The organism is Methylobacterium nonmethylotrophicum, from assembly GCF_004745635.1.
GTDB lineage: Bacteria > Pseudomonadota > Alphaproteobacteria > Rhizobiales > Beijerinckiaceae > Methylobacterium > Methylobacterium nonmethylotrophicum.
Window position 1 is genome coordinate 546,418 of sequence record NZ_SRLB01000001.1, and the last position, 25,414, is coordinate 571,831.

A 25,414-nucleotide genomic window follows, 5' to 3' on the forward strand; every position below is an offset into this window, starting at 1 on the left:
CCTTTATTTCGGTAATTCCAGAAATTATGGAGGAGAACATGCCAGACACGAAGCTGCCGGTCGCGGTCATCGGCGCCGGTCCGGTCGGCTTGGCGGCGGCCGTCCACCTCCTCGACCGCGGCCTGCCGGTGCGCGTCTACGAGGCGGGCCCGGAGGTCGGCTCCCACGTGCGGGTGTGGGGGCACGTGCGGCTGTTCTCCCCATGGCGGTACGACGTCGACCCGGCGGCCCGAGCGCTCCTGGAGGCGGCGGGTTGGAACGCCCCGCCCGAGGACGGCTTCCCGACCGGCCACGAACTGGTCGACCGCTACCTGGCGCCCCTCGCGGCCACGCCCGGGCTGGCCGGGGCCGTCGAGACCGGCGCGCGGGTGACGGCGCTCGGGCGCCTCGGCATCGACAAGGTCACCAGCCGCGACCGGTCCAATGCGCCCTTCGTCCTGACGATTGTCGATGCCGGCGGGAGCACCCGCCGCGACCTGGCGCGGGCGGTCGTCGATGCGTCGGGAACCTGGGGGCAGCCGAACCCGCTCGGCGCGGGCGGCCTGCCGGCGGACGGCGAGGCGGACCTTTCGGACCGGATCGCCACGGGCATCCCGGACGTGCTGGGTCGCGACCGGGCCGGATACGCCGGCCGGACCACGCTGGTGGTCGGCGCCGGCCACTCCGCCGCCAACGTGCTCATCGACCTCGCGCACCTCGCCGACGAGGCCGAGGGGACGGCGGCCCTGTGGGCGACCCGCGGGACCGACCTGTCGCGCGTCTACGGCGGAGGGGAGGCCGACGAGCTCGCCGGCCGCGGCGACCTCGGCGCGCGTCTACGCGGCTTGGTCGAGGGTGGCCGGGTACCCCTGGAGCGGGGGTTCGCCGTCACCGCCGTGCGGACGTGCTGCGGACGCCTCATGGTCGACGGCGTCACCGCGGAGGGGCCACGCACCCTCGGCCCGGTGGACCGGATCGTCGCCGCGACCGGGCAGCGCCCCGACCTCGCCCTGACGCGGGAGCTGCGCGTCGACCTCGACCCCTGGCTGGAGAGCGTGCGCGCGCTTGGGCCGATGATCGACCCGAACGCGCATTCATGCGGCTCAGTCGAGCCGCACGGGCACCGCGAGGTGTCCCACCCCGAGCCCGGCCTCTACACCGTGGGCATCAAGTCGTACGGGCGGGCACCGACCTTCCTGATGCTGACGGGGTACGAGCAGGTCCGCTCGGTGGCCGCCGCGCTGGCGGGGGACCTCGCCGCCGCGGACGACGTGCACCTCGTCCTGCCGCAGACCGGGGTGTGCTCGGCGTCCCGCGGAGACGCCGATGCGGACGGGTGCTGCGGCGGCCCCGAACCAGCTGTGACGGAGACCTGTTGCCCGTCGGCGCCGGCGCGGCGCCCGGCATCGGCGTCCTGCTGCGGCGTACCGGCATGAGCGGCCGCGGCCGCCTGACCGTCATCTCGGCCATGGGGGTGGTGGAGATCCTCGCCTGGGGCTCGTCCTTCTACCTGCCGGCGGTTCTCGCCGGCCCCATCGCCGCCGACACGGGCTGGCCGCTGGCCTGGGTGGTCGGGGGGCTGTCCATCGGGCTCCTGGTGGCGGCCATCGCATCGCCGCGGGTCGGAATCGCCATCCATCGGCACGGGGGCCGTCCGGTCCTGGCAACCGCCGCGCTGCTGCTCGCGAGCGGCCACGTCGTGCTCGGCCTGGCGCCGACCCTGCCGGTGTTCCTCGCCGGATGGCTCCTCCTCGGCCTCGGCATGGGCTGCGGCCTGTACGACCCTGCGTTCGCCACGCTCGGCCGGCTCTACGGCGCGGCGGCGCGCCCGGCCATCACGACGCTGACCTTGTGGGGTGGGTTCGCCAGCACCGTCTGCTGGCCGCTCTCGGCCTTCCTCGTCGAGCAGGTCGGCTGGCGCTCGGCATGCCTCGCCTACGCGGGGATGCACCTCCTCGTCACGCTTCCCCTGGTGCTCGGCCTGATCCCGAAGGCACCCGCCTTGCCCGCCGGCCCGGACGTAGGACGCCGTGACGAGGCACCGCTCACCTCACGGGAACGGCGCGGCTTCCTCCTGATGGCGGGCGTCCTGGTCCTGGGGGGCACCGTCATGGCACTGGTCTCGGTGCACCTGATCGCGCTGCTGCAGGCGCGCGGCGTGGCGCTCGCTGCCGCCGTGTCCTACGGCGCCTTAATCGGGCCGGCCCAAGTCTGCGCCCGGGTCGTCGAGATGGCCAACAAGGGGCGCCATCACCCGCTCTGGACGCTGACGGTCGCCATGGTCCTCGTGGCGCTCGGGCTCGCCATCCTCGCCGCGGGCATCCCGGCGGTCGCCGTCGCCCTGGTCCTCTACGGTGCCGGCAACGGGATCTACTCGATCGCGAGAGGCACGGTGCCGCTCGCCCTCTTCGGCGCGGAGCGGTACCCGGTGCTGGTGGGTCGCCTTGCCCGGCCGGGCCTCATCGCCCAGGCCCTCGCCCCGTCGTTGGGCGCCGTGGCGCTGACCCATGGGGGCCCCGACGCGGCCTACGCTCTCCTGGCGGCGCTCGCCCTGGCGAACGTCGGCTTGGCGTCTGCCTTGTGGGGCACCCGACCGGAAACCGCAGTCGCACCCGAGGGCGTCCAGGCGGAGCCGCGGGAGGAGTGATTCGCTTCGGCAGAAAGGTCGAAGGGCCGCCATCATGCGATGGCGGCCCTTCATCACTCTAGGTTGCTGCAGTGCGGAACTTTGGTGTCCGGAGGCAGAACACTGGCTCGGCTATCAATTGATCAGCTATGCGCCAGGATCGCCAGAAGCAGCAGCGCGATGATGTTGGTGATCTTGATCGCCGGGTTCACGGCCGGGCCGGCAGTGTCCTTGTAGGGATCGCCGACGGTGTCGCCGGTCACCGCCGCCTTGTGGGCGTCGGAGCCCTTGCCGCCGTGGTGGCCGTCCTCGATGAACTTCTTGGCGTTGTCCCAGGCGCCGCCGCCGGAGGTCATCGAGACCGCGACGTAGAGGCCGGTGAGGATCACGCCGAGGAGCATCGCGCCCACCGCCGCGAAGGCCTGGGCCTTGCCGGCGATGGCCTGGATCACGAAGAACAGCACCACCGGCGACAGCACCGGCAGCAGCGAGGGCACCACCATCTCCTTGATCGCCGCCTTGGTCAGCATGTCGACGGCGCGGCCGTAATCGGGCCGCTCGGTCCCCTGCATGATGCCGGGCTTCTCGCGGAACTGGCGGCGGACCTCCTCGACGACCGCGCCGGCGGCGCGGCCGACCGCCGTCATGGCGATGCCGCCGAACAGGTACGGGATCAGGCCGCCGAGGAGCAGGCCGACGACCACGTAGGGATTCGACAGCGAGAAATCGACGGTCAGCCCCTGGAAGAAGCGGTACTGGGTCGGCGAGGCGTTCTTGATGAAGTAGTTGAGGTCCGAGGTGTAGGCGGCGAACAGCACCAGGGCGCCGAGGCCCGCCGAGCCGATGGCGTAGCCCTTGGTGACCGCCTTGGTGGTGTTGCCGACGGCATCGAGCGCGTCGGTGGACTTGCGCACCTCCTTGGGCAGCCCTGCCATCTCGGCGATGCCGCCGGCATTGTCGGTGACTGGGCCGAAGGCGTCGAGGGCGACGACGACGCCGGCGAGCGCCAGCATGGCGGTGACCGCGATGGCGATGCCGAACAGGCCGGCGAGCGAGTAGGTCACGATGATGCCGGCGACGATCACGATCGCCGGGAGCGCGGTCGATTCCAGCGAGATCGCCAGGCCCTGGATCACGTTGGTGCCGTGGCCGGTGACCGAGGAATGGGCGATCGACTTGACCGGCCGGTAGCGGGTGCCGGTGTAGTACTCGGTGATGACGACGATCAGCGCCGTGATGACGAGGCCCGCGACCGCGCAGAGGAACAGGCTGAGCGAGGTGAAGCTCTCGCCGCCCGTGGTGGTGAAGCGCGTCGCGAAGCCGCCGAACAGGACGAGGTTCAGGCCGGCGATGGCCCCGATCGAGAGCACGCCGGCGCCGATCAGGCCCTTGTAGAGCGCCCCCATGATCGACTGGTTGGCGCCCAGCCGCACGAAGAAGGTGCCGATGATCGACGTGATGATGCAGGCCGCCCCGATCGCCATCGGATAGAGCAGCATCGTCTCGAGCACGTTGCGCCCCGCCACGTCAGTCTGGCCGGAGAAGAAGATCGCCGCCAGCACCATGGTGGCGACGAGGGTCACCGCGTAGGTCTCGAACAGGTCGGCCGCCATGCCGGCGCAGTCGCCGACATTGTCGCCGACATTGTCCGCGATGGTGGCGGGGTTGCGCGGATCGTCCTCGGGAATCCCGGCCTCGACCTTGCCGACGAGGTCGCCGCCGACATCCGCACCCTTGGTGAAGATGCCGCCGCCGAGGCGGGCGAAGATCGAGATCAGCGAGGCGCCGAAGCCGAGGGCCACGAGGGCGTCGATCACCTCGCGGCTCGACGGGCTCAGGCCCGCGAACCGGGTGAGGTAGGTGTAGTAGAGTGCGACGCCGAGGAGCGCGAGGCCGGCCACCAGCATGCCGGTGACGGCCCCCGACTTGAACGCCACCGACAGGCCGGCGCCCAGCGACTGCGCCGAGGCCTGCGCGGTGCGCACGTTCGCCCGGACCGAGACGTTCATGCCGATGAAGCCGGCGACGCCCGACAGGACCGCGCCGATCAGGAAGCCGATCCCGACCTTGAGGCCGAGAAACCAGACGAGGAGTGCGAACAGCACCACGCCGACGGCCGCGATGGTGGCGTATTGGCGGCGCAGATAGGCCTGGGCGCCCTCGGCGATCGCCCCGGCGATCTCCTGCATGCGCTGCGTGCCGGCATCGCGCCGCATGACGTCGTTGATCGTGACGATGCCGTAGGCAACGGCGCAGAGGCCGCCCAGGATGATGAGCAGGAGTGCGGTCATTCTACCGTCCTTGATTGTCGGGCATTCCCGCGACGTCGGACGGCCGAGATGGCGAGCGGCCGTGGTGACGCGCGCAGGCCTCCCTCCCTTGTGAGCGGGGCCCCGCGCGACGGCGCGGGTCCGCACTGACACTCGTGCCAAACTTCACAACGGAGCGCAAACGCTCCCAAGCTTCGCCCGCGTAGACTTTCGGCGCTCGCGGCGGGCTCAGAAGTGGCTGAAGGATCCGGTCCGGAAGGCGCGCGCGGCGCCGTCGGGCATGCGGAAGACCGGCGGGGCGGCGCCCTCGGTCACGGTGCCGATCACCGTCAGCGGTACGCCGGCCCGGAGGGCCGCCTCCCGGAGCGCCGGCACCGCTTCCGGGTCGGCGGCGCACAGGATCTCGTAATCGTCGCCGCCGGTGAGCGCGGTGTCGAGGAGCGCCGGCTCCACCGCGAGGGCGGCCCGGGCCGCCTCCGAGACGGGAATGTCCGCGATCGCGACCTCGGCGGAGAGGTCGGAGGCCCGCATCATCTTGGCGAGGTCGCCGACGAGCCCGTCGGAGACGTCCATCGCCGCGTGGGCATGGGCACGCAGGGCGGAGGCCAGGGCGAGGCGGGGCCGGGGATGCAGGTAGCGGTCGACCAGGGCGGCCCGGACCGGGTAGGAGAGCCCGTCGCCCCACGAGGCGGCGGGTTTCTGCCGGAGCTTGAGGCCGAGCGCCGCGTCGCCGATGCTGCCCGAGACGAGGAGGCTGTCCCCGGCCCGGGCCGCGCCGCGCCGCACCATCGTGCCGGCCGGGACCTCGCCGAAGGCCGTGATGCCGATGAGGGTGGGGCCGGCCGCCCGCACGGTGTCGCCGCCGAGGAGCGGGCAGCTCGCGAGCGCCGCGGCCTCGCTCAGGCCGGTGCAGAATTCCGACAGCCAGGTCTCGTCCCACCCGTCCGCGAGCGCGAGGGTGAGGAGGAAGCCCCGGGGTTCCGCCCCCTTGGCGGCGAGGTCGGACAGGTTCACGCCCAGCGCCTTGCAGGCGATCGAGGCTGGCGGGTCATCCGCGAAGTAGTGGACGCCCGCCACGACCGCGTCGGTGGTCAGCACCAGGTCGTGTCCCGGACTCGGCGCGAGCACCGCCGCGTCGTCGCGCAAGCCCAGCCCGCCCTCGCCGGCGAGCGGCGCGAAGTAGCGGGCGATCAGCTCGTCTTCCGTGGGGCGGGGCAGGGCGGTGCGTGCCATCGCGGAATGTCTCGCGGAGAAGATGCGGGCGACGGGCGATCTCAGGATCAGCCCGAACCTCGGCCGACAGCGTGAAGTCTGGGCAAAGGGTGCCGCAACGATCCGACGGCGAAAAGCGGAAAATTATCCGGGGATACGGGGCGCTTCCTCTCTGCGGTGGCCGACGGCTGTCCGCGGCCACGGCCGCCCGGGCTTTCAGCCGGCGCGCGACCCCCCCTTGGCCGGTTCGTTGCCCGATCCTCTGGCGAAGTCGTCCGGCCGGACGGCGCGGCCGACCTTGTCGAGCACCGCGTTGACGAGGCCGGGCTCCTCGCCCTCGTAGAAGCTGTGGGCGACGTCGACGTATTCGGAGATCGCGACCTTCACCGGCACGTCGCGGCGAAACATCACCTCGTAGGCGCCGGCCCGCAGGATCGCCCGCACCACCGCTTCCAGGCGGCGCAGCGGCCAGCCGGCCGACAGCGCCGCGTCGAGGCGCTGGTCGATCGCCCGCTGCTCCTCGACGACCCCGCGCAGGAGGTCGCGGAAGAAGGCGGTCTCGGCGGGCGGGTGCTCGACCTCGTCGATGACCTGGCCGATCCAGAACGCCTCGAACTCGGCCAGCGCGTCGATCACGCCCTTGCCGGAGATCTCCATCTCGTAGAGGGCCTGGACCACCGCGAGGCGGGCGCCGCTGCGTTCGGCGGGCTTCATCTCACTCGGCCTCCGGGCTGCGGCGGGGGGTGAAGCCGATGGTGCGGTCCTGCCGCCCGGCCTCCTCGGCGCGGCGGAGCGCCAGCACCGCGAGGGCGGCCTCCGCCGCGCCGCCGCCCTTGTTCATCTCGGCCACGCGGGCGCGGGCCTGGGCCTGGGCCTCGGTCTCGACGGTCAGGATGCCGTTGCCGAGGGGCAGCCGCAGCATCACCGACAGGTCCATCAGGGCGCGCGCGCTCTCGCCCGCCACGATGTCGTAATGGCCGGTCTCGCCCCGGATGACGCAGCCGAGCGCCACCACGGCGTCGTAGGGCTTGCGGGCGCGGGCGGCGGCCTCGAGAAGGATCGCCACCGTCTGCGGGATCTCGAGGGCGCCCGGCACCGTGACGACGACGGCATCCGCGCCGGCCGCCGCGATGGCCGCCCTGGCGCCGGCGAGGAGCTCGTCGGCGATGTCCTCGTAGTAGCGGGCCTCGACGACGAGCACCCGGGCTCCGGTGAGCGGGGGGCGGTCGGCTCCGCTGTCGCGGCGTGGCGTGACCATGGCGAACTTCTTTTGAGTCTCGAATCGGGCGCCGGTGCGCGCGGCCGGCCTCTGGCCTCGCTGCGGTGCATCACCGGTGGGGGAGGGGAGCACTAGACCAGAAGAGGGCCCTCCCACAAGGGCGCGCGCCTCCGGAGATCGCCGCTTCTTGCAAACGGCCCGCAATCCGGTCATCCCGAGCGCCGGGGGCGGGATGCCGCAGGCGGCAGCCTAGACCTGACAACTCCGACACTTGCCGCAACGAAATCGGCCGGGAGGAAAAGGACGTGACGACCGACGACATCGAAGCCCGCACCATCAGGCGCGTCAGCTGGCGCCTGATCCCGTTCCTGATCGTCTGCTACTTCGTGGCCTATCTCGACCGTGTCAATGTCGGGTTCGCCTCGCTGAGCATGAACCGCGACCTCAACATCTCGGCCACCGCCTACGGCCTCGGCGCCGGGCTGTTCTTCATCACCTACTTCATCTTCGAGGTGCCGTCGAACCTGGCGCTCGAGAAATTCGGGGCGCGGCGTTGGATCGCCCGCATCATGCTGAGCTGGGGCCTGATCTCCGGCGGCATGGCCTTCATCGGCGGCGAGGTCAGCTTCTACATCATGCGCCTGCTGCTCGGCGCGGCCGAGGCCGGCTTCTTCCCGGGCATCATCTTCTACCTGACGCTCTGGTATCCGGCGGCCTACCGGGCCCGCATCGTCTCGCTGTTCATGGTGGCGATCCCGCTCTCGAGCGTCATCGGCTCGCCGATCTCCGGCCTGCTCCTCGAGCTCGACGGCGTGCTCGGCTTCAAGGGCTGGCAGTGGCTCTACGTGATCGAGGCGCTGCCGGCGGTGATCCTGTCGGTCATGACCTACTTCTACCTCACCGACCGGCCGGCCGACGCCAAGTGGCTCGCCGCCGACGAGCGCGCCTGGCTCGAGCGGACGCTCGCCGCCGAAGCCGCCCGCAACCCGCGCCAGGGCCACGTGCCGCTGACCCAGGAGATCCTCAACCCGCGGGTGCTCGCCATCGCGGTCGTGTATTTCGGGGCCGTCGCGCTGCTCTACGCCTTCGGCTTCTTCCTGCCGCAGATCTTCAAGGCGTTCGGGCTCACCAACGCCCAGACCGGCTTCGTGATGATCATCCCTTACGCCGTCGGCACCGTCGGCATGCTGTGGTGGGGCCGGCGCTCGGACGCCAAGCGCGAGCGGCGCTATCACCTCGCGGCGGCGCTCGCCTGCGCGTCGCTCTGCACCGTCGGGGCGGCGCTGGTCGGTGACCCGATCGTCAAGGTGATCCTGTTCTCGGGCGCGGCGCTCGGCATCTTCGGGGCCCTGCCGATCACCTGGACGCTGCCGACCGAGACCCTGTCGGGGGCGGCCGCCGCCGGCGCCATCGCGGTGGTGAACTCGATCGGCAACCTGTCGGGCTTCGTCGCCCCCTACGCCGTCGGCGCGATCAAGGACTGGACCGGCAGCTTCACCGGCGGCCTGCTGCTCATCGCCTGCGCGGGCATCGTCGGGATGATCACGGTCCTGCGCCTGAGCCACAGCAGCGCACCCGCGGTGCCCGGCCGCGTCGGCGCCCCGGCGGAGTAGGGCGTGAGAGCACCCGGGACGGCCGGCGGCCGGTCGTTCCGGGTGCACCGCAACACACTCGCGGGAAATCTGGAATTCCTCCGGATCAGCCGCCCTTTTCGCCCTTTATTCCGGGGCTTGGCCGTGCAAGAGAGCGACCCGTGCGGCGACGCCCGGTCGCATTGCAGCCACGCGCGGGGAGGTGTTTCGGTCCGGCAGGACCGGGGACCGACAACCCCGCCGACCCTTTCGGGCGGGTCCCAGCCGCGCACCCGCGGCGGCCCGCCGTCGTCAACGAATCTCTCGGGAGAGCCGGAACTTGGCCACCACCGCCGCCCCCTCCGACGCCGCGCATCCCCACGGCGCGACCCGCCGGGACTTCCTGTTCCTCGCCACCGGCGCGGGTGCCGTGGTCGGGGCCGCCGCCCTGGCCTGGCCCTTCGTCGCCTCGATGGCTCCCGACGCCGAGACCATCGCGGCCGGCGCGCCGATCGACGTCGACCTCTCGCCGATCGCCGACGGCCAGATCATCAACGTGTTCTGGCGCGGCAAGCTGATCTTCGTGCGCCACCTCACCGAGAAGGAAGTCGCCGACATGAAGGCGACGCCTCCCGGCGGCATGATCGACCCGGCGCCGTTCCTGGGCCGCGTGAAGGAGGGCCACGAGCGCTGGCTCGTCGCCTACGGCAACTGCACCCATCTCGGCTGCGTGCCGATCGCCAACGCCAACGGCCACGAGGGCTGGGGCTGCCCCTGCCACGGCTCGCAGTTCGACGCGCTGGGCCGCGTCATCCGGGGCCCCGCCCCGATCAACCTGCCGATCCCGCCCTACGCCTTCCAGGGCGACACCAAGGTCCGCATCGGCGAAGGCGCCACCGCCTGATTGACGCCGATCGTGAAGCAACGCCAGACGCGGGCTGCCCCATGAGCGCACACGCCACCACCTACATCCCGAAGAGCCGCATCGCGAAGTGGTTCGAGGCCCGGCTGCCGATCGTCGGCCTGGTCCATTCCTCGTTCATCGCCTTCCCGGTTCCGCGGAACCTGAACTACTTCTGGACCTTCGGCGCGATCCTGATCGTGATGCTGGGCTCCCAGATCATCACGGGCGTCTGGCTCGCGATGCACTACCAGCCCTCCGCCACCGAGGCGTTCAACTCCGTCGAGCACATCATGCGCGACGTGAACTACGGCTGGCTCCTGCGCTACATGCATGCCAACGGCGCCTCGATGTTCTTCATCGCGGTCTACGTGCACATGTTCCGCAACCTCTATTACGGGTCCTACAAGGCCCCGCGGGAGGTGCTCTACATCCTCGGCGTGATCATCTACCTCCTGATGATGGCGACCGCGTTCCTCGGCTACACCCTGCCGTGGGGCCAGATGTCGTTCTGGGGCGCCACCGTCATCACCAACATCCTGGCGGCGATCCCGATCGTCGGCGACACGATCCAGAGCCTGCTCTGGGGCGGCTACTCGGTCGGCAACCCGACCATCAACCGCTTCTTCTCGCTGCACTACCTCCTGCCGTTCATGATCGCCGGCGTCGTCGTCCTGCACGTCTGGGCGCTGCACGTCACCGGCCAGAACAACCCGACCGGCATCCCGATCAAGTCGGGCAAGGACGCCGTGCCGTTCACCCCCTACGCGACCATCAAGGACGTGTTCGCGGTGGTGGTGTTCTTCGTCTTCTTCGCCTACTGGATCTTCCTGCAGCCGAACTACCTCGGCCACGCCGACAACTACATCCCGGCGAACCCCGCCGTGACGCCGGCGCACATCGTGCCCGAGTGGTACTTCCTGCCCTTCTACGCCATCCTGCGGGCGGTGCCGGACAAGCTCGGCGGCGTGATCCTGATGTTCGGCGCCGTGATCATCCTGGCGCTGGCGCCCTGGCTCGACACCTCGCGGGTCCGCTCGGCCAACTACCGGCCGATCTACCGCCAGTTCTTCTGGGTCTTCATCTTCTGCTGCTTCCTGCTCGGCTGGCTCGGCTCGAAGCCCCCGGAGGGCGGTTACGTCCTGGCGGCCCGCATCGCAACGATCTACTACTTCGCCCACTTCCTGATCGTGATGCCGCTGGTCGGCCTGTTCGAGACGCCCAAGCCCCTCCCGGGCTCGATCCTCGAGAGCGTCACCGGCCCGGGCAAGCAGGTCGGCTCGTCCGGCATGCCGGCCGGCGCCGCCGCGGCCCCGCCGACCAAGGGCTGAGATGCCCGGAGGGGCGGGCGCCGCGCGCGCCCGCCCCGCCTCACGACCGCTAAGCACTAACGACGCCGCAAGGGGCATCGAGGGGAATGATCAGAACACGCGCTCTCGCGGCAGCCTTACTCGCCGCGTTCCTGTCGGCCGGCGCCGCCTCGGCGGAGGAGCACGGGCCGCTGCCGTCCCGCGAGAAGTGGACCTTCTCGGGGATGTTCGGCACCTTCGACCAGGCGCAGCTGCAGCGCGGCTTCCAGGTCTACCGCGAGGTCTGCTCGAACTGCCACAGCCTGAACTACATCCGCTTCCGCAACCTGGAGGAGGAGGGCGGGCCCGACTTCTCCGCCGCCCAGGTCAAGGCGCTGGCGGCGGAGTACAAGGTCAAGGACGGCCCGAACGATTCCGGCGACATGTTCGAGCGGCCCGGCCGCCCGGCCGACAAGATCCCGGCGCCGTTCCCGAACGAGCAGGCCGCGGCCTCCGCCAATGGCGGCAAGGCGCCGCCGGACCTGTCGCTGATGGCCAAGGCCCGCACCTTCGCCCGCGGCGGCCTGTGGTTCATCGTCGATTGGCTGCCCTTCATCGGCTACACCGAGCAGGGCCCGGACTACATCCACGCGCTCCTGAACGGCTACAAGGACGAGCCGCCGAAGGACGTGACCGTGCCGGAGGGCGGCCACTACAACGAGTACTATCCGGGCCACGTCATCGCGATGCCCAAGCCCCTCAGCGACGGTCAGGTGACCTACGCCAAGGGCGCCGACGGCAAGCCGGTCGTGCCTGAGACGCTCGACCAGTACTCGCGCGACGTCACCGCCTTCCTGATGTGGACCGCCGAGCCGCACCTGCTGGCGCGCAAGCAGCTGGGCCTGCGGGCGATCCTGTTCCTGATCGTGCTGGCCGGCCTGCTCTACTACGTGAAGAAGAAGATCTGGTCGGACGTCGGCGGCGAGACCCACGGGCTGCAGCCCGAGCTGCACAAGACGAGCTGACGACCAGGCTCATGCACCGCTCAGAGGCCCCGAGAGGGGCCTCTTTCGTTTGACGACGGACAGGAGAACCCCATGGCCAAGGCCGTGCTCGGAGTGATCGGCGGGTCGGGCGTCTACGACCTGCCCGGGCTGGAGGACGTGCGGGAGGAGCGGGTGACCTCGCCCTGGGGCGAGCCGTCGGACGCCCTGCGCATCGGCCGGATCGGGCAGACGCCCGTGGTGTTCCTGGCCCGCCACGGCCGCGGCCACCGGCTCTCGCCGTCCGGCATCGACTACCGGGCCAATATCGACGTGCTCAAGCGCGCCGGCGTCACCGACATCGTGGCGCTCTCGGCCTGCGGCTCGTTCCGGCAGGAGCTCTATCCGGGCCTGTTCGTGCTCGTCGACCAGTTCGTCGACCGCACGGTCGGCCGCGCCTCGTCGTTCTTCGGCAATGGCTGCGTCGCCCACGTCTCGATGGCCCATCCGGTCGGCCCGGGGCTGCAGGCGCGCATCCAGGCGGCGGCGGAGGCCGAGGAGATCGCGGTCCGCAAGGGCGGCACCTATGTCTGCATGGAGGGGCCGCAATTCTCCTCCTACGCCGAGTCGCTGACCTACAAGGCGCAAGGGTACGACGTGATCGGCATGACCAACATGCCGGAGGCCAAGCTCGCCCGCGAGGCCGAGATCACCTACGCCACCATCGCGATGGTGACCGACTTCGACTGCTGGCACCCGGAGCACGGCGCCGTCGACGTCGCCTCCGTGGTGGCGGTGGCCCGCGCCAACGCCGCCAAGGCCGCCCGCCTGGTGAGCCGGCTCGCCCGCGACCTGCCCGCGGAGCGCGAGCCCTGCCCGGCGGGCTCCGACCGGGCCCTCGACGGCGCGATCATGACCGCCCCGACCCACCGCGACCCGGCCCTGATGGCCAAGCTCGACGCGGTCTGCGCCCGGGTGTTGGCGGAGGCGTGATTTCCGCCGGCGCCCGCGGGCGGGCGTCTGCAAAAGACCCGATCACCCCTGGCGTTTCCGCGGGCTGCCTTTTAACAAGGCAGCCCGTTTCGCTTTGGCAACTCCTCTCCCGCAATGACCGACACCCCCCTCCGCGCCGGCCGCGTCGACCGGCGCACCGCCGAGACCGACGTCAGCGTCGCGCTCACCCTCGACGGCACCGGCCGGGCCAGCATCGCGACCGGGGTCGGCTTCCTCGACCACATGCTCGAGCTGCTCGCCCGGCACGCGCTGTTCGATCTCGAGGTCAAGGTGACGGGCGACCTCCACGTCGACCAGCACCACACGACCGAGGATTGCGGGATCGCGCTGGGCCAGGCCTTCGCCCAGGCGCTCGGCGACAAGCGCGGCATCCGCCGCTACGCCGACCTGCATCTGCCCATGGACGAGGCACTGACACGGGTCGCCGTCGACATCTCGGGGCGGCCGTTCCTGGTGTTCCGGACCCAGTTCGCCCGCGAGAAGATCGGCGCCTTCGACACCGAGCTGGTGCGCGAGTGGTTCCAGGCCTTCGCGATGAATGCCGGGATCACGCTCCACGTCGAGACGCTGTACGGCGACAACCAGCACCACATCGCCGAGAGCTGCTACAAGGGGCTGGCACGTGCCTTGCGCCACGCGGTCGAGGTCGATCCCCGCGAGGGCGGCCGGGTGCCATCGACGAAGGGCTCGCTCTAGAGTTGCAGGACGCCAAGACCGACCTCTGCATGCGGATCCCGGGGGAGACCGGATGACCACCTACACCCTGCACGTGCCCGACGAGGTCGATCCCGCCGAGCCGGAAGCCCTCGACCGCGCCAAGCTGGTGCCGGACGCCTTCGTGTGGCCGGCCTTCTGGTTCACGGCCCTGTGGTTCTTCTGGCATCGGCTCTGGCTCGCCGGACTGGTCGTGCTCGCCGCGGAGGTCGTCGTCTGGGCCGCCGGCCTCGCCCTGGGGTTGAGCCCGGCGGCCGGCTTCGTGATCGCGCTGCTGCTCTCCTGGCTGATCGGGCTCGAGGCCTCGTCCCTGCGGCGCTGGACCTACGCCCGCACCGGCCGCCCGATCCGCGACGCGGTCACGGCCTCCGACGCCAAGGAGGCCGAGGTGAAGTTCGTCGCCCGCTGGCTGCGGGAGGAGGGCGCGCGCCTCGGCTCCGCCCCCGCCCGGCCGGCGACGCCGGCGAACGCCCGCGCCGAGAGCCCGGCGCTCGGCCTGTTCCCGGAGGCGCAGAGCCACCGGTGAGCGCCGCAACCGACCCGTCATCCGTTCCGTCGATCCGGAACACCGCGACCCGGGAGGACCGTCCGTGAGCGCGGACACCGTCGCCATCATCGATTACGGCTCCGGCAACCTGCACTCGGCCGCCAAGGCCTTCGAGCGCGCCGCCCGCGAGACCGGGACCGACGCCCGCATCGTCGTCACCTCCGACCCCGACGCCGTGGCCGCGGCCGACCGGGTCGTGCTGCCGGGCGTCGGCGCCTATGCCGATTGCCGGCGCGGGCTCGACGCCGTCTCCGGCATGGTCGAGGCGATGACGGAGGCCGCCCATGGCCGCGGCCGGCCGTTCCTCGGCATCTGCGTCGGCATGCAGCTGCTGGCGAGCCGCGGCCTCGAATACGAGGTCACGCCGGGCCTCGGCTGGATCCCCGGCGACGTCGCGGCGATCCGGCCGGCCGATCCGGGCCTCAAGGTGCCGCATATGGGCTGGAACACGCTCCAGGAGCGCTTAGCCCACCCGCTCCTCGACGGCATCCCGACGGGAGCGGGGGGCCTGCACGCCTATTTCGTGCACAGCTACGCGCTCGCGCCGGCGGAGCCCGGCGACGTGGTGGCGACCGCCGATTACGGCGGCGCGGTCACCGCGATGGTCGCCCGCGGCACCATCGCCGGCACCCAGTTCCATCCCGAGAAGAGCCAGACCCTCGGGCTGCGGCTGATCGGCAACTTCCTGCGCTGGCGGCCCTGACGGCGGCGCCCCGCCCTCCACGAACTCAAGCCCTGCGGTGACGACGCGTGATCCTGTTTCCGGCCATCGATCTCAAGGAAGGGCGCTGCGTCCGCCTCGTGCAGGGCGACATGGCGCAGGCGATCGTCTTCAGCGACGATCCGGCGGCGCAAGCCGCGACGTTCCAGGAGCAAGGCTTCTCCTGGCTCCACGTGGTCGACCTCGACGGCGCCTTCGCGGGCGCGCCGATGAACGCGGCAGCCGTCGACGCGATCCTGGCCGCCGTGACGATCCCGGTGCAGCTCGGCGGCGGCATCCGGGAGATGCGCACGGTCGAGGGCTGGCTCGCCAAGGGCGTCAGCCGCGTCATCATCGGCACCGCCGCCGTGAAGGACCCGACCTTCGTGCGCGAGGCGGCGCGCCGCTTTCCCGGGAGGATCGCCGTCGGCATCGACGCCAAGGACGGGCGCGTCGCGGTCGAGGGCTGGGCCAAGACCTCGACGGTCACGGCAGAGGAACTCGGGCGCCGGTTCGAGGATGCCGGCGTCGCCGCGATCATCTACACCGACATCGCCCGCGACGGCATCCTGAAGGGCCTCAACATCCCGATGACCCTGGGCCTCGCCCAGGCGGTGAAGATCCCGGTCATCGCCTCCGGCGGGCTGGCCTCGATCGAGGACGTCCATCGCCTCCTCGAGCCGGACTGCGCGGGGCTTGCCGGCGCGATCACGGGCCGCGCCCTCTATGACGGCCGCATCGACCCGAAGGAGGCGCTCGCCGCCATCGCGCGGGCGAAGGGAGCACAGGCCAGGAGCCAGGCCGCAACGACCCAGCCGGCCGGCTGAGGCGGACGGGCTCGCCTCGTGATAGAAGGGCGGCTTCCCGGAGGCGTGAGACGACGTGACGGCCGCGACCCGCAGATCAAAGCCGAACCCGGCCGGGCCGCCCCCGCCGCCAGCCGCGACGGCCTATGCCGACGACATCTATGGCTGGGCGATGGAGCAGGCCGCCGCCTTGCGGGCGGGTAACCTCTCGGTCATCGACCGCGAGAACCTGGCCGAGGAGATCGAGAGCTTGGGCCGCTCGGAGTTGAAGAGCCTCGTCAGCGCCTGGCGGGTCGTGCTCCTGCACATGCTGAAGGTCGACTACCAGCCCGAGCGGCGCACGCGAAGCTGGGCGCTCTCGATCCGCGACCAGCGCGACGAGGCGGCCGATGTTCTCACCGACAGTCCTGGCCTGAAAAGCCGGCTGGATGAGGCGATGGCCCGCGCCTATCGGGGTGCTCGCCTCGATGCGGCTCGGGAGACCGGCCTTCCGTTGCAGACGTTTCCCGAGACATGTCCCTATACGCGCGACGAGATGATCACGCGCGACTACCCCATCGACCCCAGAACCTGAAACGGCGCCCGTGCTCAAGACCCGCATCATCCCCTGCCTCGACGTCAAGGACGGCCGCGTCGTCAAGGGCGTGCAGTTCCTCGAATTGCGCGACGCCGGCGATCCGGTCGAGGCCGCCAAGGCCTACGACCGCGCCGGGGCCGACGAGCTGTGCTTCCTCGACATCACGGCGAGTCACGAGGACCGGGGCATCCTGCTCGACGCGGTGAGCCGCACGGCGGAAGCCTGCTTCATGCCCCTCACGGTCGGGGGCGGCGTGCGCAAGGTCGAGGACATCCGCACGCTGCTCCTCGCCGGGGCCGACAAGGTCTCGATCAACACCGCGGCGGTGAACGATCCCGACCTGGTGGCGCGGGCGGCGGAGAAGTTCGGCGCGCAGTGCATCGTCGTGGCGATCGACGCCAAGCGCGTCTCGGGCGAGGGCGAGCCCGGCCGCTGGGAGATCTTCACCCATGGCGGCCGGAAACCCACAGGGATCGACGCGATCGGCTTCGCTCGTCTCGTGGCGGAGAAGGGGGCCGGCGAGCTCCTGGTCACCTCGATGGATCGCGACGGGATGCGCTCGGGCTACGACATCGGGTTGACCCGGGCGATCAGCGACGCGGTGACCGTGCCGGTGATCGCGTCCGGCGGCGTCGGCGGCCTCGACGACCTCGTGGCGGGGGTGCGCGACGGCGGCGCGAGCGCGGTGCTGGCCGCCTCGATCTTCCATTTCGGCCAGCACACCGTCGCCGAGGCCAAGGCCCATATGGCGGCGGCGGGCCTGGCGATGCGGCTCGATCCGACGCCATGACCTTACGGCAATCGCCGCCGGGGCCGGTGCGCGATGCCGCTTGACCGCCCGCCACGGCCGGCGCCAGGGTTCACCCGGACACACCAACGGCCGCCACATGACATCCTTCACCCTCGCCGACCTCGACCGCACCGTCCGCGAGCGCGCCGCCGCCGCGCCGGAGGAATCCTACACCGCCAAGCTCGTCGCCGGTGGGCCGGCCCGGCCGGCCAAGAAGCTCGGCGAGGAAGCGGTCGAGGCGGCCATCGCCGCCGTGCAGGGCGACCGCGACGGGCTGGCGGCGGAGGCCGCGGACGTGCTCTATCACCTGCTGGTGCTGCTGCGGGCGAGCGACGTGCCCCTGGAGGCGGTGATGGCGGAGCTGGAGCGGCGCACGGCTCAGAGCGGCCTGGCCGAGAAGGCGTCCAGGAGGCCGGCATGAACGAGGCCGGCATGAACGAGGCCGGCGTCAGCGGGGCCCGCACGACCGGGGCCGGAACCAGCGGGGCCGGCTTCGACGGGGCCGGCCTCGGCGTCCCCACGACCCTCGGGGCGGCGGAGCTGGCCGCGAGCCTCGACGAGGCCACCGACCACCTCTCGCCCTACCGGGTCTTCTCCCGCGAGGAATGGGCGCACCTGCGCGCCGACACGCCGCTCACCCTCACGGCCGACGACGTGATGCGGCTGCAATCGCTCAACGACCCGATCTCGCTCGAGGAGGTGATCGCGATCTACCTGCCGCTGTCGCGGCTGCTCTCGCTCTACGTCGCGGCGACGCAGGGGCTGTTCAAGGCGACGCAGCGCTTCCTCCTCGCCGAGCGCGAGGTGAAGGTGCCCTACATCATCGGGGTGGCGGGCTCGGTCGCGGTCGGCAAGTCGACCACCGCCCGGGTCCTCAAGGCGCTGCTCGCCCGTTGGCCCAACACCCCGAAGGTCGACCTCGTCACCACCGACGGGTTCCTGTTCCCGAATGCCGAGCTCAACCGCCTCGGCCTGATGGAGCGCAAGGGCTTTCCGGAGAGCTACGACACCCCGACGCTGCTGCGCTTCCTCGCCGACATCAAGGCCGGCAAGCGCCAGGTCGCGGCACCGCTCTACTCCCACCTCGTCTACGACGTGGTCCCGGGCGAGACCACCGTGGTCGACCGGCCCGACATCCTGATCGTCGAGGGGTTGAACGTGCTCCAGCCGGCCCGCCTGCCGCGGGACGGCACGGCGATCCCCTTCGTCTCGGACTTCTTCGACTTCTCGGTCTACCTCGACGCCCACGAAGACGACCTGCACCGCTGGTACGTCAACCGCTTCCTGCGCCTGCGCAACACCGCCTTCCGCGACCCGCTCTCCTATTTCCGCAAATACGCGGAGATCAGCGAGGAGGAGGCGCTGGTCATCGCCGACGGGCTGTGGAACCGCATCAACCTGCTGAACCTGCGCGACAACATCGTGCCGACGCGCCAGCGCGCCAGCCTGATCCTCGCCAAGGGCGCGAGCCACCGCATCGAGAGCGTGGCGCTGCGGCGTCTGTGAGGGCCGCGCGGAAGCGGGACGGCTGAACGGGGTTCGGCCGCGCGAGCGTCATCCCGCTCGGGGGATGCGACGGGCCTCCGAGGCCGTCGCGGGTTCATCAGGCGCCGGCACGCGCGCCGTCGCGCGACGAGATCGGGACCGCCCCGGGCTCCTGCACGCCCGCGACCGGTGCCGCCCAGGCCTGCAGGGTACCCTGGTCGGCGGCGGTCTCGACCACGAGGGTCGCCACGCCCTCGCAGCCGGCCCACAAGGCGGCGGGCAGCACCGCGTCGCCCGTCGTCCAGCGCCAGGCGCCCGCTCCGCCGTCCTGCACGAACGAGAAGCCGGTCGCCAGCAGATCGCTGCCGATCGGCAGGCTGCGCGTCACGCCGTGGCGATCGACCACCGACACGCCCCGCACCGGCACGCCGAGGCGCCGCCCGTCGCCCGCTCCCACCCGCACCCGCTCCGGCACGAACGAGCGCGACACCAGCCGCATGTCGCGCGCGCCGGCCGGCAGGCGGAACCGGGCGAGCGCCCCGTCCCGCTCCGGCCGGATCGCGACGCCGTCGGCCAGGACGTGCAGGTCGTCCTCGCTCGTCAGGCGCCAGCCCAGAGCCATGGCGCGGGCGATGAGCCGGGTGCGCACGGCATCGACGACCGGCCCGTCCTGCACCAGCGGCAGACAGAAATCGTCGAGGGTCAGCGGGCTGAAGTCGGGATGCAGCACCATGTGCTCAGACCCGTTCTCGAAGCCGGCGCGCACCCCGGTGTCGAGGAAGCTCTCGGCGGGCAGCCCCTCGGCGACGAGGATGTCGTGGCTGTCGAGCTCGACGTGCCAGTAGGTGACTTGATCCACCGGCACCTGCGCGACGGTGGCGTCGTTGAGGAGGTGCTTGACCGGGATCAGGACGTCGTCGAGCACGGTGACGCGCACGGCATGGTCGGGGGAGAGGAACAGGTCGCGGGCCGGCAGGCCGGGGCCGAAGGCGTTCGCGAGGACGCGGACCGGCCAGACGGCCTCGGGGCGGGGATGGCGGCTGCAATCGAGGGTGCGGCGGCCGATCCAGCGGATCGGGCGCGCCTCGCCGGAGGCGGTGACGACGGCGTCGCCGACGCCGAGGTGCTCGACCGCGACGTCGCCCGCCGTCGTCCGGATCAGCGTTCCGGTGGCGTAGCAGGGCGGGGCGGCGCCGTAGAGCGCCCGCACGCCGTTGACGTCGGATGGCTGCAGGCCGGTGAAGCTGGCCGAGATCGTCGGGTTCATCACCGCCGGGCCGCCGGTATAGTGGTCGAGGCCGATGCTGTGGCCGATCTCGTGCGTGGCGATCAGGTAGAGCGGAAAGTTGGTGCCGGACACCACGCCGGCGCCCGCGGTCTGCCACCCTTCCGCATTGTCGATCGTGATCCTCGAGGACGTGATCACCCCGTTCGAGAAGCTGTAGCTGGCGAGGCCCGCGGTGTTGCCGGGCCCGTCGAGCGCCCCGTACGTGAAGGTGATGCTGGCGTTCGAGGCGACCTGCTGGAACTGGATGTTGCCGGCGGCCGACCACTGGGCGAAAGCCCGGGTCACGTCCGACGTGAACGAGTTCGGGACGGTGGCGTCGAACGACCAGGTGATCGTGCCGCCCGGCGAGCCGGCGACGTTGCTGCCCCACTTCGGTCCCTCGAGCACGTAATCGGCCGCCATCGTCGCCCCCGTCGGCCGGCTTTCCGCCCGGCTGGTGACAGTATGGAAGGATCACGGCTGGGCGCTGTCACCGCCAAGCCACAGCACGCGGGTTCAGAGCGCTGCGGGCGCAAGCACGGCGGTGCGGCCGTCGGCCCGGCAATTGCCACTGCACTGCGGAAACTCCCCGCGAGACCGGCAGCCCCGATGAGTTGCGACGCCACGAGCCTGTGCGGGATTGTTCGTATGCTGACGGATGGACGATGACGGTCCGCCCGCGAAGGCCGGGCCTCGACCGGGATCGTTCGAGCAGGAGCGGCAGAAGCCGCAGCGCGAGCGCGAGGGTCGACGCGACCGGGCGGCGCTCAAAGCACGCTCAGCCCTCCTCCTCCAGCGGATAGGCCGCCTCCACGACGTAGGGACCACCACCGACGGAGTCGCGCGACGAGTACAGCACCGCCCGCGTGGCGGTGAACGAGACCCGCGGGAAGACCGGCTGCAGCGCGAGATATTGCGCCACCCCGTCCGGGCCGGCGCCGCGCTTGAGCCGGGCGAGGGTGACGTGGGGCGTGAAGCGCCGTGTGTCGGGCGGAACGCCGAGCCGGCGCAGGATGCGCTCGTGCTCGGCCTGCAGCTCGGACAAGCCGGGATCGGGCACCACCCGGGCGAAGAGCGCGTGCGGCCGCGCGCCGCCGAACACCGCCAGCGCGTCGAGGGTCAGCATCAGGGGAGGGCGGGCCTTCGCCTCGGCCAGGGCCTCGGCGATCTCGTCGGCGAGGCCGCCGTCGACGTCGCCGATGAAGCGCAGGGTGACGTGATAATCCGCCGGCTCGACCCAGCGGGCCCCCGGCAGGCCGCCCCGGAGGGCGCCCAAGCCCAGGCCGGCCTCGGGCGGGACCTCGATCCCGGTGAACAGGCGCGGCATGGCGCTCACGAACCCTTGCGCAGGCGCGTCAGGAAGGTCTCGACGCTCGGCAGGATGCCGGCCACCACCCGCGCGACCCCGGCCCGGGTCGGGTGCAGGCCGTCGGGGAGGTTCAGGCTGCGGTCGCCCGCGATGCCGTCGAGGAAGAACGGGTAGAGGACCAGGCCGTAGCGCTCCGCGAGCCGCGGGTAGATCGCGTCGAAGCGCCTGCCGTAATCGGGCCCGAGATTCGGCGCCGCCCGCATGCCCGCGAGCAGGACCGGGATGCCGCGGGCCTTGAGCGTCGCGATGATCCCGTCGAGGGCCTTCTCGGTCACCGCCGGGTCGGTGCCGCGCAGCATGTCGTTGGCGCCGAGCTCCAGGATCACCCCGTCGGTCCCGTCCGGCACCGACCACGCGACCCGGTCGAGCCCGCCGGTCGCGGTGTCGCCGGACACGCCCGCATTGGCGACCGTGACGGCGTGGCCCTTCGCCTTCAGGGCCGCCTCGAGCTGGACCGGGAAGGCGGCGTCCGCCGGCAGGCCGTAGCCCGCCGTGAGGCTGTCGCCGAGGGCCACGAGAGTGAGGGCGCGGTCTTGCGCGCGCAGCGGCGTCACCAGGGTCATCAGCACCGAAACGATCAGAAATGCGAGCGCCGCGCGGCGGCCATCATGGCGGAACATGGATGCGCGGCCCATATCGAGCCGGCGGGCCGCCTGTCCTGCGTAGGTCCGTCCCAATACCCCACCTCCGGCACCGACCCCATCGGTCGCCTCCCACAGATCGGCTTCCTGCCCATGACCGACAAGGCCATCGGACCGGCGATCGCGCTCCACGGCGTCGATCTCAGCCTCGGCCGCGGCGCCGCCCGGGTGCACATCCTCAAGGGCATCTCGCTCTCCGTCGCGCCCGGCGAGGCGGTGGGCCTCGTCGGTCCTTCGGGCTCGGGCAAGTCGACCCTGCTGATGACGATGGCGGGGCTGGAGCGGCCGGATGCGGGGCGCGTGGTGGTCGAGGGCACCGACCTCGCCGGGCTCGACGAGGACGCGCTGGCGCGGTTCCGCGGCCGGCGCATCGGCATCGTCTTCCAGTCCTTCCACCTCGTCCCGACCATGACGGCGCTCGAGAACGTCGCGCTGCCGCTCGAACTGGCGGACGTGCCGGATGCCCATGCGCGGGCGGCGCGGGAACTCGCGGCGGTCGGCCTCGGCCACCGCCAGCACCACTATCCGGCCCAGCTCTCCGGCGGCGAGCAGCAGCGCGTCGCCATCGCCCGGGCGGTGGCGCCGGAGCCCGCGATCCTCGTCGCCGACGAGCCGACCGGCAACCTCGACGAGGCGACGGGCGCGCAGATCGTCGACCTGCTCTTTTCCCTCAAGCGCGACCGCGGCGCCACCCTGGTGCTGGTCACCCACGATCCCGGCCTCGCCCGCCTGTGCGACCGCACGGTGCGGCTGCGCTCGGGCCTGGTCGACGCGGCCGTGAGCGCGTAAGCCCCATGCACGGCAGCCTTCCCCGCATCCCGGCCCGCCCGCCCGGCGCCGAGCCCGCCGGTGCCTCCCGCCTGCCGCTCACCCTGCGCCTGGCGCTCCGCGAGCTGCGCGGCGGCCTGCGCGGCTTCACGGTGCTGCTCGCCTGCATCGCCATCGGGGTCGCCACCATCGCGGGCGTCGCCTCGCTGTCGCGCTCGCTCTCCGACGGGCTCGCCCGCGAGGGGCGAAAGATCCTCGGCGGCGACGTCACCTTCGGGCTGGTCCACCGCGAGGCGAGCCCGCAGGAGCGGGCCTTCCTGGAGGCCCGGGGCCGCGTCTCGACGGTGGGCTTCACCCGCGCCATGGCCTCGGCCGGGGACAAGGGCGCGGCCCTCGTCGAGCTGAAGGCGGTCGGGCCCGACTATCCGGCGGTGGGTGCGCTGACGACCGAGCCGGCGCTGCCGCCCGCCGAGATCTTCTCGGCCCGCGACGGCGTCCACGGCGCCGCTGCCGATCCGGCGCTCCTCGCCCGCCTCGATCTCAAGCTCGGCGACCGCCTCACCGTCGGCGGGGCCGAGATCGTGCTGCGCACGGTCCTGGTGACCGAGCCCGACAAGATCGCCGGCGGCATCGGCTTCGGGCCCCGCCTGATGGTGTCGCTCGACGCGCTGCGGGCCTCGGGCCTGGTCCAGCCCGGCAGCCTCAACCGCTTCGTCTACCGGGTGATGCTGCCGGAGGGCGACGATGCCGCCGTCGAGCGCATGATGGGCGAGGCCCGCACCGCCCTGCCGGAGGCCGGGTGGGAGATCCGCTCGCGCCTCAACGCCGATCCGCGCTTCGCCCGCAGCATCGAGCGCTTCACCCAGTTCCTGACGCTGGTCGGCCTCACCGCGCTCCTCGTCGGGGGCGTCGGCGTCGCCAATGCGGTCAGGGCCTTCGTCGAGCGCAAGCGGGCCTCGATCGCGACGCTCAAGAGCCTCGGCGCGCCCGGGAGCCAGGTGGTCGGCATCTATCTGACCCAGGTGATGCTGATCGCCGGGATCGGCATCGCGGCCGGCCTCGTCATCGGGGCGGTGCTGCCCTTCGGGCTCGACGCCGCCTTCGGGTCGCTGCTGCCGCTGCCCCTGGATCCGACGCTGGCGCCGGGCGAGCTCGCGGTCGCGGCCCTCTACGGCGTGCTGACGGCGCTCGCCTTCGCGATCGGGCCGCTCGGCCGCGCCCACGACGTCGCGGTGTCCGGGCTGTTTCGCGACACCGTCGATCCCGACCGGCGCTGGCCGCGGCCGCGCTACCTCGCGGTGCTCGCCCTTGCCCTCGTCGGCCTGGTGGGGCTCGCGCTCCTCACCGCCTACGACCGCAGCGTCGCCCTGATCTTCATCGCGGCGGCGGGCCTCGCCTTCGGGCTCCTGCGCCTCGTCGCCCTCGGGATGATGGCCCTGGCCCGCCGCCTGCCGCGACCGGCGAAGGCCGCGCCGCGGCTCGCGCTCGCCAACCTCCACCGGCCCGGCGCGCTGACGCCCTCGATCGTGCTGTCGCTCGGCCTCGGCATCACGCTCCTGGTGACGTTGAGCCTGATCGACGCCAACATCACCCGGACGCTGACCCGCTCCCTGCCCGCGAAGGCGCCGAGCCTGTTCTTCCTCGACATCCCGAGCCGCGAGGCGGAGGCCTTCGACCAGTTCCTCGGCAAGGCGGCGCCGCGGGCCAAGATCGAGCGGGTGCCGATGATGCGCGGGCGGATCACGGCGCTCAACGGCGTGCCGGCCGCCCAGGTCAAGGCCGGCGAGGACGCCGCCTGGGTGCTCGACGGCGACCGCGGCATCACCTACGCCGAGGACCTGCCGGATGGCTCGCGCGTCACCGCCGGGCGGTGGTGGACGGGCGAGGACGCGAGCAAGCCCCTCGTCTCCTTCGACGACCAGCTCGCCCGCAGCCTCGGCCTCAAGGTCGGCGACAGGGTCACGGTCAACGTGCTGGGGCGCAGCCTGACGGTCGAGATCGCCAACCTGCGCCACGTCGAATGGCGCAACCTCGGCATCAACTTCGTGATGGTCTTCTCGCCCGGCACCTTCCGGGGGGCGCCGCACAGCGATCTCGCCACGCTCACCCTGCCGGAGGGGCCGGATTCGGCCCTCGAGGCCCGCATCCTGCGCGACGCGGCCAGGCAGTTTCCGTCCGTGAGCAGCGTGCGGGTGAAGGACGCCCTCGACGCGGTCAATGACCTCGTCGGCAAGCTCGTCTTCGCGATCCGCGGCGCCAGCGCGGTGGCGGTCGCCACGAGCCTGTTCGTGCTCGCCGGCGCGCTCGCCGCCGGCCACCGGGCCCGGCTGTACGACGCGGTAGTGCTCAAGACGCTGGGCGCGACGCGGGCGCGGCTCCTCGCCGCCTACACCCTCGAATACGGGGCGCTCGGCCTTGCCACCGCTCTGTTCGGGCTTCTCGCCGGGACGCTGGCGGGCTGGACGATCCTCACCAGGGTGATGCAGCTCGACTTCGCCCTCGACCTCTCGGGGGCGCTGCTGGCGGCCTTCCTGGCGGTCGTGGTGGCGGTCACGCTCGGTCTCGCCGGCACCTGGCGCATCCTCGGCCAGAAGCCGGCGCAATACCTACGAAATCTCTAGGGGGCTTAATCCATCAGACTCCCTGCGACGCATGGACGTCGTGTTTTGGTCCTCGGCACCCGGCG

General features: G+C 71.8%; 24 protein-coding genes. 17 read left to right on the plus strand and 7 right to left on the minus strand.

Annotation, left to right across the window (positions count from 1 at the left end; all coding sequences use genetic code 11):
• Positions 1 to 38: 38 nt before the first annotated feature.
• Together EU555_RS02580 and EU555_RS02585 are read left to right on the plus strand one after the other, a co-directional pair.
• Positions 39 to 1,415 (plus strand): FAD-dependent oxidoreductase, encoded by a 1,377-nt coding sequence (locus EU555_RS02580; RefSeq protein ID WP_135412860.1) that lies wholly within the window; start codon positions 39 to 41, stop codon positions 1,413 to 1,415.
• Entirely contained in the window at positions 1,412 to 2,626 is a 1,215-nt protein-coding gene (locus tag EU555_RS02585) for an MFS transporter (protein WP_135412932.1), read from the plus strand. Before EU555_RS02580 ends, EU555_RS02585 begins: the two co-directional genes overlap by 4 nt.
• A gap of 122 nt (positions 2,627 to 2,748) precedes the next feature.
• Here the strand turns inward: EU555_RS02585 and EU555_RS02590 are convergent, their stop codons facing one another.
• The 4 genes from EU555_RS02590 to ribH all read right to left on the minus strand — a co-directional run bounded on the left by EU555_RS02590 (position 2,749) and on the right by ribH (position 7,345).
• Positions 2,749 to 4,896 carry a sodium-translocating pyrophosphatase gene (locus EU555_RS02590; protein ID WP_135412861.1) on the minus strand — a complete coding sequence of 716 codons (2,148 nt, stop codon included), beginning with the start codon at positions 4,894 to 4,896 and terminating at the stop codon, positions 2,749 to 2,751.
• Between the two features lie 207 nt (positions 4,897 to 5,103).
• On the minus strand, positions 5,104 to 6,108 hold the full coding sequence (gene thiL / locus EU555_RS02595) for a thiamine-phosphate kinase (RefSeq protein ID WP_135412862.1): 1,005 nt from the start codon (positions 6,106 to 6,108) through the stop codon (positions 5,104 to 5,106).
• 195 nt (positions 6,109 to 6,303) lie between these two features.
• Positions 6,304 to 6,801 (minus strand): transcription antitermination factor NusB, encoded by a 498-nt coding sequence (gene nusB / locus EU555_RS02600; protein WP_135412863.1) that lies wholly within the window; start codon positions 6,799 to 6,801, stop codon positions 6,304 to 6,306.
• A 1-nt stretch (position 6,802) separates the two neighbouring features.
• Entirely contained in the window at positions 6,803 to 7,345 is a 543-nt protein-coding gene (gene ribH / locus EU555_RS02605; protein WP_135412864.1) for a 6,7-dimethyl-8-ribityllumazine synthase, read from the minus strand.
• A 266-nt stretch (positions 7,346 to 7,611) separates the two neighbouring features.
• On the opposite strand from ribH, the gene EU555_RS02610 reads away from it, so the two are divergent.
• The 13 genes from EU555_RS02610 (at position 7,612) to coaA (ending at position 18,704) form a co-directional block, all read left to right on the plus strand.
• A complete protein-coding gene (locus EU555_RS02610; RefSeq protein WP_135412865.1) occupies positions 7,612 to 8,919 on the plus strand; it encodes an MFS transporter in 1,308 nt (435 codons plus the stop codon).
• A 298-nt stretch (positions 8,920 to 9,217) separates the two neighbouring features.
• Positions 9,218 to 9,781 carry a ubiquinol-cytochrome c reductase iron-sulfur subunit gene (gene petA, locus EU555_RS02615; protein ID WP_135412866.1) on the plus strand — a complete coding sequence of 188 codons (564 nt, stop codon included), beginning with the start codon at positions 9,218 to 9,220 and terminating at the stop codon, positions 9,779 to 9,781.
• A 41-nt stretch (positions 9,782 to 9,822) separates the two neighbouring features.
• Positions 9,823 to 11,109, plus strand: coding sequence for a cytochrome b (locus EU555_RS02620; RefSeq protein ID WP_135412867.1), 1,287 nt, complete (start codon positions 9,823 to 9,825; stop codon positions 11,107 to 11,109).
• An 86-nt stretch (positions 11,110 to 11,195) separates the two neighbouring features.
• Positions 11,196 to 12,092, plus strand: a complete 897-nt coding sequence (locus EU555_RS02625) for a cytochrome c1 (protein ID WP_135412868.1) — start codon at positions 11,196 to 11,198, stop codon at positions 12,090 to 12,092.
• Positions 12,093 to 12,164: 72 nt separating this feature from the next.
• A complete protein-coding gene (locus EU555_RS02630; protein ID WP_135412869.1) occupies positions 12,165 to 13,043 on the plus strand; it encodes an S-methyl-5'-thioadenosine phosphorylase in 879 nt (292 codons plus the stop codon).
• A gap of 114 nt (positions 13,044 to 13,157) precedes the next feature.
• Positions 13,158 to 13,760, plus strand: coding sequence for an imidazoleglycerol-phosphate dehydratase HisB (hisB, locus tag EU555_RS02635; protein ID WP_135412870.1), 603 nt, complete (start codon positions 13,158 to 13,160; stop codon positions 13,758 to 13,760).
• Between the two features lie 52 nt (positions 13,761 to 13,812).
• A complete protein-coding gene (locus tag EU555_RS02640) occupies positions 13,813 to 14,304 on the plus strand; it encodes a DUF2628 domain-containing protein (protein WP_135412871.1) in 492 nt (163 codons plus the stop codon).
• 64 nt (positions 14,305 to 14,368) lie between these two features.
• Entirely contained in the window at positions 14,369 to 15,028 is a 660-nt protein-coding gene (hisH, locus tag EU555_RS02645) for an imidazole glycerol phosphate synthase subunit HisH (protein ID WP_135412872.1), read from the plus strand.
• 47 nt (positions 15,029 to 15,075) lie between these two features.
• Positions 15,076 to 15,852 (plus strand): 1-(5-phosphoribosyl)-5-[(5-phosphoribosylamino)methylideneamino]imidazole-4-carboxamide isomerase, encoded by a 777-nt coding sequence (gene hisA / locus EU555_RS02650; RefSeq protein ID WP_135412873.1) that lies wholly within the window; start codon positions 15,076 to 15,078, stop codon positions 15,850 to 15,852.
• Between the two features lie 55 nt (positions 15,853 to 15,907).
• Complete coding sequence (locus tag EU555_RS02655) at positions 15,908 to 16,405, plus strand: DUF29 domain-containing protein (protein WP_245524093.1); 498 nt, start codon at positions 15,908 to 15,910, stop codon at positions 16,403 to 16,405.
• 10 nt (positions 16,406 to 16,415) lie between these two features.
• Positions 16,416 to 17,198, plus strand: a complete 783-nt coding sequence (gene hisF / locus EU555_RS02660) for an imidazole glycerol phosphate synthase subunit HisF (protein ID WP_135412874.1) — start codon at positions 16,416 to 16,418, stop codon at positions 17,196 to 17,198.
• A gap of 97 nt (positions 17,199 to 17,295) precedes the next feature.
• Entirely contained in the window at positions 17,296 to 17,619 is a 324-nt protein-coding gene (locus tag EU555_RS02665) for a phosphoribosyl-ATP diphosphatase (RefSeq protein WP_135412875.1), read from the plus strand.
• Complete coding sequence (gene coaA / locus EU555_RS02670; protein WP_245524094.1) at positions 17,616 to 18,704, plus strand: type I pantothenate kinase; 1,089 nt, start codon at positions 17,616 to 17,618, stop codon at positions 18,702 to 18,704. Before EU555_RS02665 ends, coaA begins: the two co-directional genes overlap by 4 nt.
• A 97-nt stretch (positions 18,705 to 18,801) precedes the next feature.
• Here the strand turns inward: coaA and EU555_RS02675 are convergent, their stop codons facing one another.
• From EU555_RS02675 to EU555_RS02685, 3 genes are all read right to left on the minus strand, one after another.
• Entirely contained in the window at positions 18,802 to 20,373 is a 1,572-nt protein-coding gene (locus tag EU555_RS02675) for a Hint domain-containing protein (protein ID WP_135412876.1), read from the minus strand.
• A 355-nt stretch (positions 20,374 to 20,728) separates the two neighbouring features.
• On the minus strand, positions 20,729 to 21,277 hold the full coding sequence (gene thpR, locus EU555_RS02680) for an RNA 2',3'-cyclic phosphodiesterase (RefSeq protein WP_135412877.1): 549 nt from the start codon (positions 21,275 to 21,277) through the stop codon (positions 20,729 to 20,731).
• 5 nt (positions 21,278 to 21,282) lie between these two features.
• Positions 21,283 to 21,882, minus strand: coding sequence for an arylesterase (locus tag EU555_RS02685; RefSeq protein ID WP_245524110.1), 600 nt, complete (start codon positions 21,880 to 21,882; stop codon positions 21,283 to 21,285).
• Positions 21,883 to 22,053: 171 nt separating this feature from the next.
• On the opposite strand from EU555_RS02685, the gene EU555_RS02690 reads away from it, so the two are divergent.
• Together EU555_RS02690 and EU555_RS02695 are read left to right on the plus strand one after the other, a co-directional pair.
• Complete coding sequence (locus EU555_RS02690; protein WP_135412878.1) at positions 22,054 to 22,749, plus strand: ABC transporter ATP-binding protein; 696 nt, start codon at positions 22,054 to 22,056, stop codon at positions 22,747 to 22,749.
• Between the two features lie 5 nt (positions 22,750 to 22,754).
• Positions 22,755 to 25,349 carry an ABC transporter permease gene (locus EU555_RS02695; protein WP_135412879.1) on the plus strand — a complete coding sequence of 865 codons (2,595 nt, stop codon included), beginning with the start codon at positions 22,755 to 22,757 and terminating at the stop codon, positions 25,347 to 25,349.
• Positions 25,350 to 25,414: the final 65 nt, after the last annotated feature.

Excerpts from the sequence above, each read along its gene's own strand:
- EU555_RS02580 (WP_135412860.1), top strand. The coding sequence starts at position 39 with ATGCCAGACACGAAGCTGCCGGTCGCGGTCATCGGCGCCGGTCCGGTC.
- EU555_RS02585 (WP_135412932.1), top strand. The coding sequence starts at position 1,412 with ATGAGCGGCCGCGGCCGCCTGACCGTCATCTCGGCCATGGGGGTGGTG.
- EU555_RS02590 (WP_135412861.1), bottom strand. The coding sequence starts at position 4,896 with ATGACCGCACTCCTGCTCATCATCCTGGGCGGCCTCTGCGCCGTTGCC.
- thiL (WP_135412862.1), bottom strand. The coding sequence starts at position 6,108 with ATGGCACGCACCGCCCTGCCCCGCCCCACGGAAGACGAGCTGATCGCC.
- nusB (WP_135412863.1), bottom strand. The coding sequence starts at position 6,801 with ATGAAGCCCGCCGAACGCAGCGGCGCCCGCCTCGCGGTGGTCCAGGCC.
- ribH (WP_135412864.1), bottom strand. The coding sequence starts at position 7,345 with ATGGTCACGCCACGCCGCGACAGCGGAGCCGACCGCCCCCCGCTCACC.
- EU555_RS02620 (WP_135412867.1), top strand. The coding sequence starts at position 9,823 with ATGAGCGCACACGCCACCACCTACATCCCGAAGAGCCGCATCGCGAAG.
- EU555_RS02625 (WP_135412868.1), top strand. The coding sequence starts at position 11,196 with ATGATCAGAACACGCGCTCTCGCGGCAGCCTTACTCGCCGCGTTCCTG.
- EU555_RS02630 (WP_135412869.1), top strand. The coding sequence starts at position 12,165 with ATGGCCAAGGCCGTGCTCGGAGTGATCGGCGGGTCGGGCGTCTACGAC.
- hisB (WP_135412870.1), top strand. The coding sequence starts at position 13,158 with ATGACCGACACCCCCCTCCGCGCCGGCCGCGTCGACCGGCGCACCGCC.
- EU555_RS02640 (WP_135412871.1), top strand. The coding sequence starts at position 13,813 with ATGACCACCTACACCCTGCACGTGCCCGACGAGGTCGATCCCGCCGAG.
- EU555_RS02665 (WP_135412875.1), top strand. The coding sequence starts at position 17,296 with ATGACATCCTTCACCCTCGCCGACCTCGACCGCACCGTCCGCGAGCGC.
- coaA (WP_245524094.1), top strand. The coding sequence starts at position 17,616 with ATGAACGAGGCCGGCATGAACGAGGCCGGCGTCAGCGGGGCCCGCACG.
- EU555_RS02675 (WP_135412876.1), bottom strand. The coding sequence starts at position 20,373 with ATGGCGGCCGATTACGTGCTCGAGGGACCGAAGTGGGGCAGCAACGTC.
- thpR (WP_135412877.1), bottom strand. The coding sequence starts at position 21,277 with ATGCCGCGCCTGTTCACCGGGATCGAGGTCCCGCCCGAGGCCGGCCTG.
- EU555_RS02685 (WP_245524110.1), bottom strand. The coding sequence starts at position 21,882 with ATGACCCTGGTGACGCCGCTGCGCGCGCAAGACCGCGCCCTCACTCTC.
- EU555_RS02690 (WP_135412878.1), top strand. The coding sequence starts at position 22,054 with ATGACCGACAAGGCCATCGGACCGGCGATCGCGCTCCACGGCGTCGAT.
- EU555_RS02695 (WP_135412879.1), top strand. The coding sequence starts at position 22,755 with ATGCACGGCAGCCTTCCCCGCATCCCGGCCCGCCCGCCCGGCGCCGAG.